Here is a 13,909-nt window from a genome sequence, read left to right on the forward strand (position 1 = left end):
CGGTTTGTATGTCGGAAGGACTGGTAATTATACCCACTTACAACGAAATCGAAAACATCGAAGCAATCATTAAAGCGGTTTTTGAGCTGCCCAGGAGATATGATGTTTTGATAGTGGACGACAATTCCCCTGACGGAACGGCTCAAAAAGTCCTTGAATTACAACAGCAGTTTCCGGAATCTCTCTTTCTTGAAAGACGAGAGGGTAAAACAGGACTGGGAACTGCATATATCCACGGTTTTAAATGGGCTTTACAGCGATCTTATGAATATATTTTCGAGATGGATGCAGATTTTTCGCATCGTCCGACCGATCTGCCCAGACTTCACAGGGCATGCCTGGACGGTGCGGATATGTCTATTGGATCGCGTTATAAAAAAGGTGTAAATGTGGTAAACTGGCCCCTGAGCAGGATACTGTTATCTTACGGGGCTTCTTTCTATGTGAAGATCATTACCGGAATGCGGATACACGATCCCACTGCAGGCTTTGTTTGCTATCACAGAAAGGTACTGGAAGCCATAGACCTGGATGCCGTTCGTTTTATAGGCTATGCTTTTCAAATCGAAATGAAATACAGGGCCTACCGGAAGAAATTCAGGATTCAGGAAGTCTCAATCGTTTTTACGGATCGTGAGAAGGGGCAATCCAAAATGAGTAAAACAATCGTTTGGGAGGCTATCTTCGGGGTAATGAGTATGAGGCTTCGAAGTCTGTTTAACAAAAATGGGTTTTAAATGAAAAAACTGCTTTTAAAAAATGCACGCCTGGTCAATGAGGGCCAGATACGGGAAGGAGATGTGTTAATTGACGGGTTGTATATCAGCAGAATAGGAAGTGACCTTTCAGAACCGGAGACGGAAGTCCTGGATTTGGAGGGAAAATTTCTGCTTCCGGGCCTGATTGATGACCAGGTGCATTTCCGGGAACCCGGCCTGACACATAAAGGGGATATTGCCTCAGAGAGCCGGGCAGCAGTAGCCGGGGGTATTACCAGTTTTATGGAACAACCCAATACAGTCCCTCAAACAACGAGCATTGAAAAACTGGAAGAAAAATTCAGTATTGCCGCCAAAAACGCCTTTGCCAATTATTCCTTCCTCTTCGGGGGTACCAACGATAACCTCGAAGAATTAAAACGACTGGACAAACGCAGTTGCAGTGGGGTAAAGCTGTTCCTCGGGTCTTCAACCGGGAATATGCTGGTAGACGATCAGCAGGTTCTGGAACAGATATTCCGAAGTACGGAAATGGTCATTTCAACACATTGTGAAGATGAGCCAACCATTCGTAAAAATTTAGCCCAGTACAAAGAACTTTACGGAGAGGATATTCCGATGGACTGCCACCCGAAAATAAGGAGTGCTGAGGCCTGTTATCTCTCCTCTTCCCGCGCCATCGACCTGGCCAGGGAAACGGGGGCACGGCTTCATGTCTTTCATTTGTCTACCGGCAGGGAAACCGCATTATTCCGGAATGATATCCCGCTTTCCCAAAAGAAGATTACAGCTGAGGTCTGTATACATCACCTTTGGTTCTCCGAGGAAGATTACAAGGAAAAGGGAAGCCTTATCAAATGGAACCCGGCTGTGAAATCGGCAACCGACCGGGATCAGCTGTGGGAGGCGCTCCTGGATGACCGCATAGATATTTTGGCTACCGACCACGCCCCGCATACTTTGGGAGAAAAACAAAATCCCTATACCTCTGCTCCTTCCGGCGGTCCACTGGTACAGCACGTGCTGCCGGCACTAATGGAAAAAGTCGGGGAGGGAAAGATCAGCCTTGAAAAGGTGGTTCAAAAAATGTGTCACAACCCGGCCATCCTTTTCCAGCTAGAAAAGAGGGGGTATCTTCGGGAAGGCTATTTTGCAGATTTGGTTGTAGTGGATCCCAATAATCCCTGGACGGTAAGCCCGGATAATATCCTGTATAAATGCGGCTGGTCTCCTTTTGAGGGTCAGCGCTTCAGTTCGCGAATTGTACACACCTTTGTAAATGGCCATATGGCCTATAATCAGGGATCGATTTCCCCTCAGCGGAATGCCCGAAGATTAACCTTTGACCGATGAAGCTGAAAACCTGCTTATTATTGCTCTTTCTTGTTTCAGCTGCTTGCAGTGAAAAGCTGGTTGAAAAGCCGGAGAACCTTATCCCCGAGGAGAAGATGATATCTGTTTTGTACGATATGGCCCTGCTGGATGCCATAAAAAGCAGTCATCCCCAGGTTATTGCCAGAAACAAGGTTTACGTAATGGACTTTCTGTACGAGAAGTATGGTATAGACAGCCTTCAGTTCGTTAAAAGTGATTTATACTACGCCTCCATCCCGTCTAAATATCAGGCTATTTACAAAGCGGTGGAAGATCGGTTGTCCCGGGAGCGTGACAGCATAACCAATCTTATTCAGGAAGGGAAGAAGGATACAGAAATAAATGAACAGGCCGATAAGTGGGAAGACTAAGCCCCGGAGGAATCCTTAAAGTGCCTGGAACAAATCTGCAGGACATCGTCAAGGGGTTGAAAATCCATGGAAACCGCTTTGCAAATCTTACGGTTATCGTATTTCTTCGGATTTTTTAAGGAGTGTGCCACCGCTTTGCTGAGCTGGCGTTTTCCTCCGCTGAAGGCGCATCTCAACCAATCTGCCCTCCAAAGGACCTCCAGCATCCAGGCTCTCAATTCTTTTTCAGGGGGGGCCACCCCCAACAGCTTCGAAATAGCGTCGAACACATTTTTAAAATGCAGGTTTTCGCCTACCAGTATAAACCGTTGCTGGTAGATCCCGGATTCCATTAATTTCCGCATGGCCTTTACCACATCCCAAACACCTACAAACCCTGTGCCTCCTGGCGGGTAGTACTGCATTCCCGATGCCAGGCGGGTAAAAAACCAACCGCTGCCCCTGCGCCAGTTTCCTGGTCCGAAAATAACCCCCGGATTTACGATTGCAATTTTCAAACCTTCTTCGCCGCCCCGCCAGACTTCCATCTCTGCAAGGTATTTACTGGTAGCGTACACATTGGAGTGGGCCGCATCCCAATGGTTCTCCTCGTCCAGTAGGTCTTTATTGCCTGAAATAGTGGCAATGGAACTGGTATAGCACAATTGATCTACGCCTTTAGCAAGGCACATGTTTACAATGTTTGCAGTACCCTCGTAATTGGCCTTCAGAAGCTTTTCTTCGTTTTTAGGATCGAAGGAGATATAGGCTGCCGTATGGTAGACTGTTTTAACGCCTTCAAAAGCCTTCTCCAGAGACGGGATTTCGGTTATATCACCGGCTACCCATTCAATCTTTTCGAAAAGGGAAGAACCCTTCTCCCCATACCACTCAAAGAGTTCCTTAACCTGATCTATTTTGGTAGCGGTTCGGTACAGTGCCCGTATTTTTTCCCCATCCTCTGCCAGGGCATATAACAGATGACTGCCAACAAGCCCGGTTGCTCCTGTTACTAAAACCATGATCTAAAATTAGGCATTCATTGGATATCTGCGACAATACAAAATACTAAAGCCCCTATTTAATTATATTTGCTGCGAAAAATCACGATTGATGAATTCCAATTTTGTAAGTGAATTGAAGTGGAGGGGCATGTTGCACGACGCCATGCCTGGGACAGAGGAACACCTGCTTTCCGAAATGCATTCGGCCTATGTGGGGATTGACCCGACGGCAGATTCGCTGCATATCGGCCATCTGGTAGGGGTGATGATGCTCAGGCATTTCCAGCTTGCCGGACACAAACCCATTGCCCTTATCGGTGGGGCAACAGGGATGATAGGGGATCCTTCGGGGAAGTCTTCTGAACGAAATTTGCTGGATGAAACCACCCTCAGACTGAACCAGGAAGCCATTAAAGAACAACTCTCCCGTTTCCTGGATTTTGACAGTGAGGCTGCCAACGCGGCCATCCTGGTCAACAATTACGATTGGATGAAGGACTTTAGTTTCCTTGAATTTATCCGGGATGTGGGTAAACATATCACGGTAAACTACATGATGGCCAAAGACTCCGTGAAAAAACGATTATCAGAAGATTCGAAAGAAGGGATGTCCTTTACGGAGTTCACCTACCAACTGGTACAGGGTTATGACTTTTTATATCTGTACCGCAATTATGGATGCAGCCTTCAAATGGGAGGTAGCGACCAGTGGGGGAATATAACAACCGGGACGGAACTGATACGCCGTATTGAGGGAGGAAAAGGATACGCCCTCACCTGCCCGCTGATCACCAAGGCAGACGGCACCAAATTCGGAAAAACAGAAAGCGGGAATGTGTGGCTGGATGCCCACCGCACCTCTCCTTATAAATTCTATCAGTATTGGCTGAACACTTCCGACCAGGACGCTGCCAAATACATCAAGATTTTCACCTTTATGAGCCGCGCCGAAATTGAAGACCTGATCAGCCAGCATCAGGAGGCACCCCACCTGAGGCAGTTACAGCGAAAACTGGCGGAAGAAATCACAGTCATGGTACATTCAAAACAAGATCTGGAAAATGCCGAAACGGCGAGTTCCATCCTCTTTGGAAAAGCCACTGCAGAAGAGCTGAAGAAACTGGATGAGGCCACTTTTATGGAAGTTTTTGAAGGGGTTCCCATGGCTGAGGTTAAGAGGGAAACCATCGAAAATGGGATGGACATGATTGCAGCCCTTTCCGCAGAAACCGGTTTTCTGAAGTCCAACGGAGAGGCGAGGAGGGAACTTCAGCAAAATTCCATTTCAGTCAATAAAGAGAAGGTTACGGATAATTATACGATTTCCCCTTCGGACTTGATAAGTGATAAATTTATACTGTTACAGCGCGGGAAGAAAAATTACTTTGTACTACTTGTACAGTAAAGTAGACGGTTGGGTCACGCAGACCCTGATACCCTGTAAAAAAACCAACCCTTTAGAGGGCCATCAGGTTACATCCCCTAATATCGGAATGGTCGAAGCGTCCTAGCACCTCAAATTGCCCGTTAGTTTTTAGGCGTCCCAGGTCCTGGGTAGCCAGAAAGGAACAGGAATGCTGATTGGCCAGGTCAATAATATTGATCCCTCCTGTTCTCTCGAGTTCCAGAAAACTTAAAGGATCTTCGGTATCCCTGAGGAGCACCCGCATCCAGGGAGGGCTTTGGAACAGGCCATTCCCTTTTGAGTAGGCTTGAGAGAGCAGTTCGGTCATCCCGTATTCGGAATGGATTCCAGGGAGCCCCAGACCCCTGCAAAGAATTTTGTGAAGTTCTTCGCGAACCATTTCTTTTCTTCTCCCTTTCATGCCCCCGGTTTCCATGGCTATTGTATTTTGCAGACTCAGGGGATGGTTTTGGGCAAGGTCTAGCAGCGCAAAGGAGACCCCGATAAGCAGAACGGGGCAACCCTGATCATCAATTTCCTGCAGTTCTCTTGAGAACGTCTTCAGGTCGGCGGTAACAAAGCCACTCTGTGGATGCCCGCTGCGCCTGATCAGTTCGGATACCATATAAATGAGGGATGATCCGGGCCTCTCCTGATAAGAAGGCAGGAGTGCGAGAATACAAAAATTCTGCACCGGGCCATAGAAAAGTTCAAAGGCCTTTAAAAAACTCTCGCGATAGAGCTGTAGGTCTGCTACCGGGTGCCTGCTTAGCTTACTTCCGGTTGTTCCACTGCTTGTAAAAACTGTTTCAGAACAAAGCCCGTTTTGAATGATGGAATGGGTTTTGAAAAATTCTATAGGGAGAAACGGAATATTTTCAATGCTTTTAGTATTGGAAGGCTTGCGCCCCAGGTAATCACAGAATTCCCTGTAGGGTTCCAAATGCTCATACTGATTTTGAAAGGTTTTCAGGCAAAGAGCCTGAAAATCTGCTTCATTTTCAATTTGAAATATTTGTTCAGGGTGCATTGGAAATACAATGCTCAAAAGTAGCCAAATTTGGTCTGTTTGAAAATTAAGGGGACGGGAGAGGGGTTATTTTTATCGAACCACAAGTTTTTTTGTAGCTACAAGGTCTTTCTGTCTGATCTGTACCATGTAGACCCCCGGGACCAACTGGTCTATGGAAAGGCTGTTGGTTGTGGTCCGCCGCTCTATAACCACCTTGCCAAAAAGGTCAAAGATCATAATTGTTTTTGGTGATTTGTCTGAGGTTTCAATGTAGATGACATTCTCCAGTGCAGGATTTGGATGCAACTTGAATTCAAGTGCTTCCTTGCCGGCAGAATCGTCTTTGCTTTGGGCAGAAAGCGTATAGCAGCCCAAAAGACATATGAGCAGGTATAAATACCTCATGGTAGGTTATTGATTTGGGATCAATGCCTTAAATATAGAGCTTAGCAGAAAAGTTCAGATGCTTTTGTTGTGTAATTCGCTTTTTTGTAGGTGAATTCAACGCAGCTTTCCATTGGTCGATAAATCAATACACTTTATCGATGGAATAAAGAAATTAAAATTTCCCTTAAGAGGGTTATTTTACAATAAGTTTTCGGGTAGCCACTTTGTCCTTTTCATAGACCTGTATCAGGTATACGCCTGCTTCCAGGCGGCTCAGGTTTAACTCGTTGCCCAGAATTTTGGTTTCAAGCACGGGGGTGCCTAATACGTCAAATATCCGAATGGTTTTGGGGGCCTGATTAGCAGTAACGATGTACAATTTACCCTGAGTAACCGGGTTTGGGTATAATTTGAAGCCTTCAATATCCCCCCTGCTCTGGGTTTGCTGCCCAAATCCTGTACTGACAATTAAAAAGAAAACAAAGGTGTATAAGTGCTTCATAAGCAAAAAGCAGCAAATGCTGTGCCACAAAGATATTGTTTTTGCTTTCCAAAAGACCTCCGGCCCCCTTAATTTAGGATAAAAATCGATGAAATGCACACTAGAGATTTCATTGCCGGATATTTTCGGGGACAGATGTTATCAAATTGTTAGGTTTGTGAAAATAGATCTTTGGGTTATATGTCTTGCGGTATTATCTTTATTTTTGGGGAGTACACTTTAAAACAATTCCCATGAAAAAACAGGATATCAAGATTTTACTGGTAGACGATGAACCCGATATCCTGGAAATCCTCAACTATAACCTCTCCTCGGCGGGCTATCAGGTTTTCACAGCCAAGAATGGAGTGGAAGCCATAGAAAAGGCAAAAAAGAAATCGCCACACCTGATCATCCTGGATGTTATGATGCCAGAAATGGACGGTATTGAAGCTTGTGAAATCCTCCGAAAGACCAAAGGGCTTGAGAGTACTATAATCACATTTCTCACTGCCCGGTCTGAAGACTACTCCCAGGTAGCCGGGTTCGATGCCGGGGCAGACGACTATATCACCAAGCCGATCAAGCCAAAAGTATTCCTGAGCAAGGTCAAGGCGCTGCTTCGTCGGCTTAAGGAGGAGGAGGGTCCTGTTGAGATCATGGAAGTTGGCAATCTGGTGATTAACCGTGAAGAATACAAGGTGGTCAATAAAGGGGAGGAACTCATCCTGCCGCGAAAAGAATTCGAATTGCTGGCGCTTCTCGCCTCCAAACCAGATAAAGTATTTAAAAGGGAAGTAATCCTGGACCGCGTCTGGGGGCAGGAGGTAGTGGTAGGCGGGCGCACCATTGACGTGCATATTCGCAAGCTTCGTGAAAAAATTGGGGACGACCACTTTAAAACCGTAAAAGGGGTTGGCTATAAGTTTGTGGAATAATGGCCATACAGCTTCGAAAATCGTATCGATTTGCACTTCGCTCCTCTGTATATATTTCCTTGGTAATCTGCTCTGGCGTCCTTCTGTTCCTGTATTTTGAAGATTTACTGAAGGAATACTGGCCCTGGTACCTGGTTTTCATTGTTCTGACGTTCACCATGTCCTTTGTGGTACTCCAAATTCGGGTAGAGAATTTTATTTACCGTCGTATCAAACAAATCTATGATGATGTTTCCCTGCTGGAGTCTTCCTCCTTTGCTTCCCGGCCGATTACCACAGATATGAAGACGCTTACCGAGGAGATTGAAAAGTTTGCCAAGGATAAAAAGGTGGAGATCGATACCCTGAAGATCCGGGAGGAATACCGGAAGGAATTCCTGGGGAACGTCTCCCATGAATTAAAAACCCCCTTGTTTACCGTGCAGGGGTATATTCATACCCTGCTTGACGGGGCCATGGAGGATAAAAAGGTGCGTAAAAAATACCTGCAGCGGGCGGCCAAAGGGGTAGAAAGACTCATCTATATCATCAAGGACCTGGACCTGATTACCAAGCTTGAAATCGGAGACCTGCACCTGGAATGGGAAGATTTCGATATTATAGAACTCATTCAGAACATTTTTGACCTGCTCGAAATGAAAGCTGCCAAAAAAGGAATTTCCCTGGTCTTTGATACCCGCTACCCCAGCCCGGTTTACGTTCATGCAGATAAAGAGAAAATACAGCAGGTGATCACCAATCTTCTGGTAAATTCCATTAAGTATGGCCATGAAGATGGCACTACGGAAGTTAGCGTGGAAAACCTTATCAAGAACAAGGTTATCGTAAGGGTAACGGATAACGGGGAGGGAATTGAACCCCAGTTTCTCACCCGTATTTTTGAACGCTTCTACAGGGTGGATCAGAGCGGAAGCCGGAAGGAAGGTGGATCCGGACTGGGCCTGGCGATCGTAAAACACATTATTGAGGCGCATAACGAAAAAATATATGTGGAAAGCGTTGTGGACGTGGGGTCGGAATTTTCATTTACCCTGGAAAGAGCCAGCGCCCCCAAAAAAGAAGAGACTGCCAAAGCCTGAATTTAACTAGTTTTGTGAAACACGCGAACGCTGTTTATGGGGAGTAAAAACAAATTAAAAAGATTCAGGGATAACGAAACCTTCAGCAACGTGGTTCAGCCAGGCAGGGAGGAATTGCTGGAAGGAAAATTTGAGCAGCGCGGAAGGTGGCATGAATTTTTTGGCAATACTAACCCCATTATTCTTGAACTTGGGTGCGGAAAAGGGGAGTATACGATAGAGCTGGCCCGGCGCAGCCCTGAATCCAATTATATAGGGATGGATATCAAAGGAGCCCGTCTCTGGAGGGGTGCCAAAACAGCACTGGAAGAATCCATAACCAATGCAGCCTTTATTAGAAGCCAGGCGGAATTACTCGAGCAGCTTTTTAAGCCGGGTGAAGTAAGTGAAATATGGATCACCTTTCCGGATCCCCAGATAAAATACAAGCGAACCAAGCACCGGCTGACCAATGCAGCCTTTCTGGATAGCTACCGCCGGATTCTAAAGAAGGACGGCTTGGTGCACCTGAAAACAGACAGCGAATTCCTGCATGGATATACCCTTGGGATGCTACAGGGAAAGGGCCTGAAGATCCATTATTCGAACCACGATATTTACCGTAATGGAGGTGCTCCCGAGGAAGTATTATCCATACAGACTTTTTATGAAAAAGGGTATCTTGAACAAGGGAAGGCCATCACCTATCTGCAATTTAGCCTGGAGCCATCATGACCCATCTGCTCATCCTGTTTTTTGCGACCTTTTCCGCTGCCTTTATGGCAACGGTTCCCCCTGGGCTGTTGAACATGAACGCTGCCAAAACCTCAGTAGAAAAAGGGAAATTAAACGGGGTAATTTTCAGCCTTGGGGTATCCACTATGATCATGGCTCAAGCCTATATTGCCGTTCTGATCTCCAAGTTTTTGTACCGGAACCCGGAAATAATCAAATGGCTGCAGGTTGCAGCGCTGATCGTTTTTAGTTTTTTTGCTGTCTATTTTTTCCTGCTGGCCCGAAGGAGCAGCCAAAAACCCATTAAAATGGTCCGGGTAAGCAAGAAGAACAGTTTTTTTAAGGGATTACTGCTGGCGGCCCTGAATTTTCTGACCATCCCTTATTACAGCGCACTGAATGCCATGTGGAATGCCTCCGGCTGGATTCAGTTTAAAATAGCAGATATAGCCACTTTTATCTTTGCTGCTGGCTGTGGTACTTTTTCGGTGCTTTATCTGTATACCGTCTACTTCACCAAACTGGAATCCAAAACGGAGACCTTCTCCAAGAATTCCAATTACATCCTCAGTGTACTGATGCTGATACTGCTGGTAATCACTCTGATACGGATCTTTTATACCTGATATTTTAGGAAATGGATAAAGAAGGCTTTTTTAAAAAGGTTTACGATGTGGTGCGGCAGATACCCTATGGAAGAGTTACTTCTTATGGTGCCATTGCCAGATACCTGGGAACTGGCAGAAGTGCCCGCATTGTTGGCTGGGCCATGAATAATGCCCATCAGCTTGAGGATGTTCCAGCCCACAGGGTGGTTAATAGGAATGGCCTGCTAACAGGCAAACACCATTTTGCCGGAAGCAATTTGATGCAGCAACTATTGGAAAATGAAGGGGTACAAGTTAGGCAGGATCAGATTGTAAACTTCAAAAAGCATTTCTGGGATCCTGCAATGGAGCTAAAGGCCCCACCGGAGTAGTGTTTGAATATTTCCACAGCTTTTATACAGGTGCTTTTGCATTTGGGTTTCAAGCCGTATCTTTGCAATTTAGAATGAATTTGAATAATTGCTATGGATGTGAAGCTAGATAAGAAAGATATCCTTCGCGCGCTGGAGAAAATTTCCATTCCCGGCGAAGGGGAGAATATGGTAGCAAGCGGTGCCGTGAGGAACATCCAGGTTTTTGGGGATGAGGTGGTGGTGGACATCACCATTAAAAACCCAAGTTTACAGGCTCGTAAAAAAACAGAGGTCAGCATATTGAAGACCATCCATGAAGAGGTTTATCAGAAGGCAAAAATTACGGTTAACCTGAAAGTGGATGCCCCTGCCAAGCCTCAGGCAAATCAAATCAAAGGAAAGCAAATCCCTGGTATTCAGAATATAGTTGCCGTAGCCAGTGGAAAAGGCGGTGTCGGGAAATCTACAGTTGCAGCCAACCTTGCAGTTAGCCTGGCCAAAATGGGTTTTGAGGTAGGTTTGCTGGATGCAGACATCTACGGTCCTTCCATGCCCATTATGTTTGATGTGGCCCAGGACAAACCCATGGCAGTACAAATTCAGGGAAAGTCCAAAATGCGGCCGGTTGAAAACTACGGGGTTAAGCTATTATCCATCGGGTTTTTTACCCAACCCGACCAGGCGGTGATATGGCGGGGGCCCATGGCCTCCAAAGCCCTGAACCAAATGATATTTGACGCCCATTGGGGTGAGCTTGATTTTTTACTGGTAGACCTGCCCCCAGGGACCGGGGATATCCATCTGAGTATTATGCAGGCCCTCCCGGTTACCGGGGCCGTAGTGGTTAGTACGCCTCAGCAAATTGCATTGGCGGATGCCCGTAAAGGGGTTGCCATGTTCCAGCAGGAAGCCATTAGTGTGCCTGTTCTGGGAATACTGGAGAATATGGCCTATTTCAGTCCGGAGGAACTCCCGGATCATAAATACTATATTTTTGGTAAGCACGGCGCAAAAATCCTCGCTGAAGACCTTAAGATTCCATTTCTGGGTGAGATCCCATTGGTACAGAGCATAAGGGAAGCCGGAGACGTGGGCAGACCCGCAGCATTACAGGAGGGAAGCCCTACCGAGGCAGCTTTTAAGCAAGCTACAAGACAAATGGTAGAAGAACTGGTAAGGAGGAACAAAGACCTTCCGCCTACCGAGGCGATAAAGATTACGACAATGGCAGGTTGTGCTGCCGTAAAAAAGAAATGAAAATGACCTCTCAGGAATTAAAGAGTAAAGTGGAGGCTGCCCTTGAGGAGATCCGTCCGTTTCTGCAAAGCGACGGAGGAGATATCTCCCTGGTATCCATAGAGGAGGACAAACGTGTATTGGTCCGACTACAGGGGAATTGCGTAGGGTGCAGTGTAAACCAGATGACATTGAAAAGCGGGGTGGAAATGACCATAAAAAAACATGCCCCACAGATTGAACAGGTTGTTAACTTGGATTGATTCTTGAGAGTTCATCTGAAAGATAAGACGGAGATTACTCAATGATTAAAACAGATATACTGATTATAGGTGCCGGCCCAACAGGGCTTTTTGCAGTTTTTGAGGCTGGTCTTTTGAAGCTGAAGTGCCATTTAATCGATGCACTTCCACAGGCCGGGGGGCAATGTGCAGAAATTTATCCCAAAAAGCCGATTTACGATATCCCGGGATTTCCCGAAATACTTGCAGGAGACCTGGTGGCGAACCTGATGGAACAGATAAAACCCTTTCAACCCGGGTTTACCCTTGGAGAACGTGCGGAGACTATTGAGCCTCAGGATGATGGAACCTTTATTGTCACCACTAATGAAGGAACCAAACACCAGGCGCCGGTTGTTGCCATTGCAGGGGGCCTGGGTAGTTTTGAACCCAGGAAGCCCATCTTAAAGAACCTTGAGAAATTCGAGAATAAAGGGGTATCTTATTTGATTCGGGAGCCCGAAATTTATCGCGGAAAGCGGGTGCTAATTGCCGGAGGCGGTGATTCTGCCCTGGACTGGAGCATCTATCTCGCAGAAATTGCCGAATCAGTAACCCTGGTACATCGCAGAAATGAATTCAGGGGAGCCCTGGATTCTGTTGAAAAAGTACAGGAGCTGAAAAATCAGGGTAAAATCAACCTGATCACGCCTGCGGAAGTTGTAGGTCTGGAAGGGGAGGAGCAGCTGCAAGCCCTGCTGGTACAAAAGGTGGGTGAAGACGAGGAGAAAAGGAGGATAGAAGTAGATGCTTTTATCCCGCTATTTGGATTGTCACCCAAGCTGGGGCCGATCTCAAACTGGGGTCTGGAAATAGAAAAGAACGCTATCCGGGTAAATAATAGTCTGGATTACCAGACCAATATTCCGGGAATTTATGCTATCGGGGATGTCAATACTTATCCGGGAAAACTGAAGCTGATTTTATGCGGTTTTCACGAAGCTACTCTTATGGTACAGAGTGCCTATCAGCGAATTTACCCCAATAAGCGGTATGTACTCAAATATACCACTGTAGGTGGTATACAGGGGTTTGACGGCAGTAAGAAAGAAGCCCCCAAAGCGGTGGTGAAAACCATTGAATAAGGCAATAAATCACAACTTTGTTATGAGTGAAATACGGGTTCATATAACAGACCGGAAAGGGGTTAGTCACCAGGTAGATGCGCCTACGGATATGAACATGAATCTCATGGAACTGGTCCGGGCCTATGAATTGGCCCCGGAAGGAACCATAGGAGTTTGTGGAGGGATGGCAATGTGCGCCTCCTGTCAGTTTTATATCAATTCCGATCACGATCTTCCCGAAAAGACGGATGATGAAGAGGCCATGCTGTCTGAAGCATTTTTCGTGAATGAAAAAAGCAGACTGGGCTGCCAGATCCACCTTACCAATGATTTGAATGGGCTGCAGGTAGAACTCGCCCCTGAAGGCTCCTGAATAAAGCTCGTTTTGATCTAAACGGGCTATAGGTCCACAAAAACACTGTCCCGTTTTAACCAACAGGTTCCTGCCCTTTTGGGCCAAGGCCTACAGCCTGTAAAGGCGGCTTAGGCGATGATCTTCTCCCTTCTGAGAAAGGTGTCCAGACTATCTGCAATGTCAAAGCACCTGCTGAATTTTGACGGCTCATTTTTAAAACGCGACTCGTCTTTGTGATCAGTACATTTGAATCCGGACAGATGAACTTCTTCAAAATTCTTGTTAATACGTTTACATTTTTCGTACATGCCATCGATGCTCTCATCGGCTTGTGGCTCAATGGAATTAAGAATCAGGAACCCTTTCAGGTAATTTTCAATAGCCGCATGCGAATTGCTGCAAACAAGGGGAGCAACAACATCTTCCTCCGGACGGCATAATTCATCATTTGCTTCCCTCAATTTTTGGATGGCATCCTCAAACAAGAGACTGGCTTGATTTTTCATGAGTGACAAATTTTATGGTTGAATTTTATTATGGTTTACA

At 46.1% G+C, this 13,909-nt stretch carries 18 protein-coding genes; 13 read left to right on the forward strand and 5 right to left on the reverse strand.

The window, feature by feature from the left end; all coding sequences use genetic code 11:
• Window positions 1-8: 8 nt before the first annotated feature.
• Genes ACT6NU_RS07695 through ACT6NU_RS07705 form a run of 3 tightly spaced genes read left to right on the forward strand, consistent with a single transcriptional unit; the run spans window position 9 to window position 2,464 of the window.
• Window positions 9-737 carry a polyprenol monophosphomannose synthase gene (locus ACT6NU_RS07695; RefSeq protein ID WP_445381094.1) on the forward strand — a complete coding sequence of 243 codons (729 nt, stop codon included), beginning with the start codon at window positions 9-11 and terminating at the stop codon, window positions 735-737.
• Entirely contained in the window at window positions 738-2,072 is a 1,335-nt protein-coding gene (locus ACT6NU_RS07700; protein ID WP_445381095.1) for a dihydroorotase, read from the forward strand.
• Window positions 2,069-2,464 carry a DUF4296 domain-containing protein gene (locus tag ACT6NU_RS07705; RefSeq protein ID WP_445381096.1) on the forward strand — a complete coding sequence of 132 codons (396 nt, stop codon included), beginning with the start codon at window positions 2,069-2,071 and terminating at the stop codon, window positions 2,462-2,464. The genes ACT6NU_RS07700 and ACT6NU_RS07705 overlap by 4 nt, the downstream gene beginning before the upstream one ends.
• Here the strand turns inward: ACT6NU_RS07705 and ACT6NU_RS07710 are convergent.
• The gene (locus ACT6NU_RS07710; RefSeq protein WP_445381097.1) at window positions 2,461-3,465 is read right to left on the reverse strand and encodes an NAD-dependent epimerase/dehydratase family protein; all 1,005 of its coding nucleotides are present in this window, start codon (window positions 3,463-3,465) and stop codon (window positions 2,461-2,463) included. The genes ACT6NU_RS07705 and ACT6NU_RS07710 overlap by 4 nt on opposite strands.
• Window positions 3,466-3,556: 91 nt before the next feature.
• On the opposite strand from ACT6NU_RS07710, the gene tyrS reads away from it, so the two are divergent.
• On the forward strand, window positions 3,557-4,852 hold the full coding sequence (gene tyrS, locus ACT6NU_RS07715; RefSeq protein WP_445381098.1) for a tyrosine--tRNA ligase: 1,296 nt from the start codon (window positions 3,557-3,559) through the stop codon (window positions 4,850-4,852).
• 52 nt (window positions 4,853-4,904) lie between these two features.
• On the opposite strand, the gene ACT6NU_RS07720 is transcribed toward tyrS, so the two are convergent.
• The 3 genes from ACT6NU_RS07720 to ACT6NU_RS07730 form a co-directional block, all read right to left on the reverse strand.
• Window positions 4,905-5,882, reverse strand: a complete 978-nt coding sequence (locus ACT6NU_RS07720; protein ID WP_445383841.1) for a LuxE/PaaK family acyltransferase — start codon at window positions 5,880-5,882, stop codon at window positions 4,905-4,907.
• Between the two features lie 72 nt (window positions 5,883-5,954).
• Window positions 5,955-6,269 (reverse strand): T9SS type A sorting domain-containing protein, encoded by a 315-nt coding sequence (locus tag ACT6NU_RS07725; RefSeq protein ID WP_445381099.1) that lies wholly within the window; start codon window positions 6,267-6,269, stop codon window positions 5,955-5,957.
• A 175-nt stretch (window positions 6,270-6,444) separates the two neighbouring features.
• Window positions 6,445-6,753: a T9SS type A sorting domain-containing protein gene (locus ACT6NU_RS07730; protein ID WP_445381100.1), complete on the reverse strand. Its 309-nt coding sequence runs from the start codon at window positions 6,751-6,753 to the stop codon at window positions 6,445-6,447.
• A gap of 233 nt (window positions 6,754-6,986) precedes the next feature.
• On the opposite strand from ACT6NU_RS07730, the gene ACT6NU_RS07735 reads away from it, so the two are divergent.
• The 9 genes from ACT6NU_RS07735 (at window position 6,987) to ACT6NU_RS07775 (ending at window position 13,381) form a co-directional block, all read left to right on the forward strand.
• Complete coding sequence (locus tag ACT6NU_RS07735; protein ID WP_445381101.1) at window positions 6,987-7,670, forward strand: response regulator transcription factor; 684 nt, start codon at window positions 6,987-6,989, stop codon at window positions 7,668-7,670.
• A complete protein-coding gene (locus tag ACT6NU_RS07740; protein ID WP_445381102.1) occupies window positions 7,670-8,749 on the forward strand; it encodes a sensor histidine kinase in 1,080 nt (359 codons plus the stop codon). The genes ACT6NU_RS07735 and ACT6NU_RS07740 overlap by 1 nt, the downstream gene beginning before the upstream one ends.
• A gap of 36 nt (window positions 8,750-8,785) precedes the next feature.
• Window positions 8,786-9,463 (forward strand): tRNA (guanosine(46)-N7)-methyltransferase TrmB, encoded by a 678-nt coding sequence (gene trmB / locus ACT6NU_RS07745; RefSeq protein WP_445381103.1) that lies wholly within the window; start codon window positions 8,786-8,788, stop codon window positions 9,461-9,463.
• Window positions 9,460-10,089, forward strand: a complete 630-nt coding sequence (locus ACT6NU_RS07750) for a LysE family transporter (RefSeq protein ID WP_445381104.1) — start codon at window positions 9,460-9,462, stop codon at window positions 10,087-10,089. Before trmB ends, ACT6NU_RS07750 begins: the two co-directional genes overlap by 4 nt.
• 11 nt (window positions 10,090-10,100) lie before the next feature.
• The gene (locus tag ACT6NU_RS07755) at window positions 10,101-10,442 is read left to right on the forward strand and encodes an MGMT family protein (RefSeq protein ID WP_445381105.1); all 342 of its coding nucleotides are present in this window, start codon (window positions 10,101-10,103) and stop codon (window positions 10,440-10,442) included.
• Window positions 10,443-10,541: 99 nt separating this feature from the next.
• The gene (locus ACT6NU_RS07760; protein WP_445383842.1) at window positions 10,542-11,681 is read left to right on the forward strand and encodes a P-loop NTPase; all 1,140 of its coding nucleotides are present in this window, start codon (window positions 10,542-10,544) and stop codon (window positions 11,679-11,681) included.
• Between the two features lie 2 nt (window positions 11,682-11,683).
• Window positions 11,684-11,923 carry a NifU family protein gene (locus ACT6NU_RS07765; protein ID WP_445383843.1) on the forward strand — a complete coding sequence of 80 codons (240 nt, stop codon included), beginning with the start codon at window positions 11,684-11,686 and terminating at the stop codon, window positions 11,921-11,923.
• A 41-nt stretch (window positions 11,924-11,964) separates the two neighbouring features.
• Window positions 11,965-13,026, forward strand: coding sequence for an NAD(P)/FAD-dependent oxidoreductase (locus tag ACT6NU_RS07770; RefSeq protein WP_445381106.1), 1,062 nt, complete (start codon window positions 11,965-11,967; stop codon window positions 13,024-13,026).
• Window positions 13,027-13,048: 22 nt separating this feature from the next.
• Complete coding sequence (locus ACT6NU_RS07775; protein ID WP_445381107.1) at window positions 13,049-13,381, forward strand: ferredoxin; 333 nt, start codon at window positions 13,049-13,051, stop codon at window positions 13,379-13,381.
• A gap of 110 nt (window positions 13,382-13,491) precedes the next feature.
• Here the strand turns inward: ACT6NU_RS07775 and ACT6NU_RS07780 are convergent, their stop codons facing one another.
• Window positions 13,492-13,869: a HEPN domain-containing protein gene (locus tag ACT6NU_RS07780; RefSeq protein ID WP_445381108.1), complete on the reverse strand. Its 378-nt coding sequence runs from the start codon at window positions 13,867-13,869 to the stop codon at window positions 13,492-13,494.
• Between the last annotated feature and the right edge of the window lie 40 nt (window positions 13,870-13,909).

Source organism: Robiginitalea rubriflava, from assembly GCF_052540725.1.

Excerpts from the sequence above, each read along its gene's own strand:
- ACT6NU_RS07695 (WP_445381094.1), top strand. The coding sequence starts at position 9 with ATGTCGGAAGGACTGGTAATTATACCCACTTACAACGAAATCGAAAAC.
- ACT6NU_RS07700 (WP_445381095.1), top strand. The coding sequence starts at position 738 with ATGAAAAAACTGCTTTTAAAAAATGCACGCCTGGTCAATGAGGGCCAG.
- ACT6NU_RS07705 (WP_445381096.1), top strand. The coding sequence starts at position 2,069 with ATGAAGCTGAAAACCTGCTTATTATTGCTCTTTCTTGTTTCAGCTGCT.
- ACT6NU_RS07710 (WP_445381097.1), bottom strand. The coding sequence starts at position 3,465 with ATGGTTTTAGTAACAGGAGCAACCGGGCTTGTTGGCAGTCATCTGTTA.
- tyrS (WP_445381098.1), top strand. The coding sequence starts at position 3,557 with ATGAATTCCAATTTTGTAAGTGAATTGAAGTGGAGGGGCATGTTGCAC.
- ACT6NU_RS07720 (WP_445383841.1), bottom strand. The coding sequence starts at position 5,882 with ATGCACCCTGAACAAATATTTCAAATTGAAAATGAAGCAGATTTTCAG.
- ACT6NU_RS07725 (WP_445381099.1), bottom strand. The coding sequence starts at position 6,269 with ATGAGGTATTTATACCTGCTCATATGTCTTTTGGGCTGCTATACGCTT.
- ACT6NU_RS07730 (WP_445381100.1), bottom strand. The coding sequence starts at position 6,753 with ATGAAGCACTTATACACCTTTGTTTTCTTTTTAATTGTCAGTACAGGA.
- ACT6NU_RS07735 (WP_445381101.1), top strand. The coding sequence starts at position 6,987 with ATGAAAAAACAGGATATCAAGATTTTACTGGTAGACGATGAACCCGAT.
- ACT6NU_RS07740 (WP_445381102.1), top strand. The coding sequence starts at position 7,670 with ATGGCCATACAGCTTCGAAAATCGTATCGATTTGCACTTCGCTCCTCT.
- trmB (WP_445381103.1), top strand. The coding sequence starts at position 8,786 with ATGGGGAGTAAAAACAAATTAAAAAGATTCAGGGATAACGAAACCTTC.
- ACT6NU_RS07750 (WP_445381104.1), top strand. The coding sequence starts at position 9,460 with ATGACCCATCTGCTCATCCTGTTTTTTGCGACCTTTTCCGCTGCCTTT.
- ACT6NU_RS07755 (WP_445381105.1), top strand. The coding sequence starts at position 10,101 with ATGGATAAAGAAGGCTTTTTTAAAAAGGTTTACGATGTGGTGCGGCAG.
- ACT6NU_RS07765 (WP_445383843.1), top strand. The coding sequence starts at position 11,684 with ATGACCTCTCAGGAATTAAAGAGTAAAGTGGAGGCTGCCCTTGAGGAG.
- ACT6NU_RS07770 (WP_445381106.1), top strand. The coding sequence starts at position 11,965 with ATGATTAAAACAGATATACTGATTATAGGTGCCGGCCCAACAGGGCTT.
- ACT6NU_RS07775 (WP_445381107.1), top strand. The coding sequence starts at position 13,049 with ATGAGTGAAATACGGGTTCATATAACAGACCGGAAAGGGGTTAGTCAC.
- ACT6NU_RS07780 (WP_445381108.1), bottom strand. The coding sequence starts at position 13,869 with ATGAAAAATCAAGCCAGTCTCTTGTTTGAGGATGCCATCCAAAAATTG.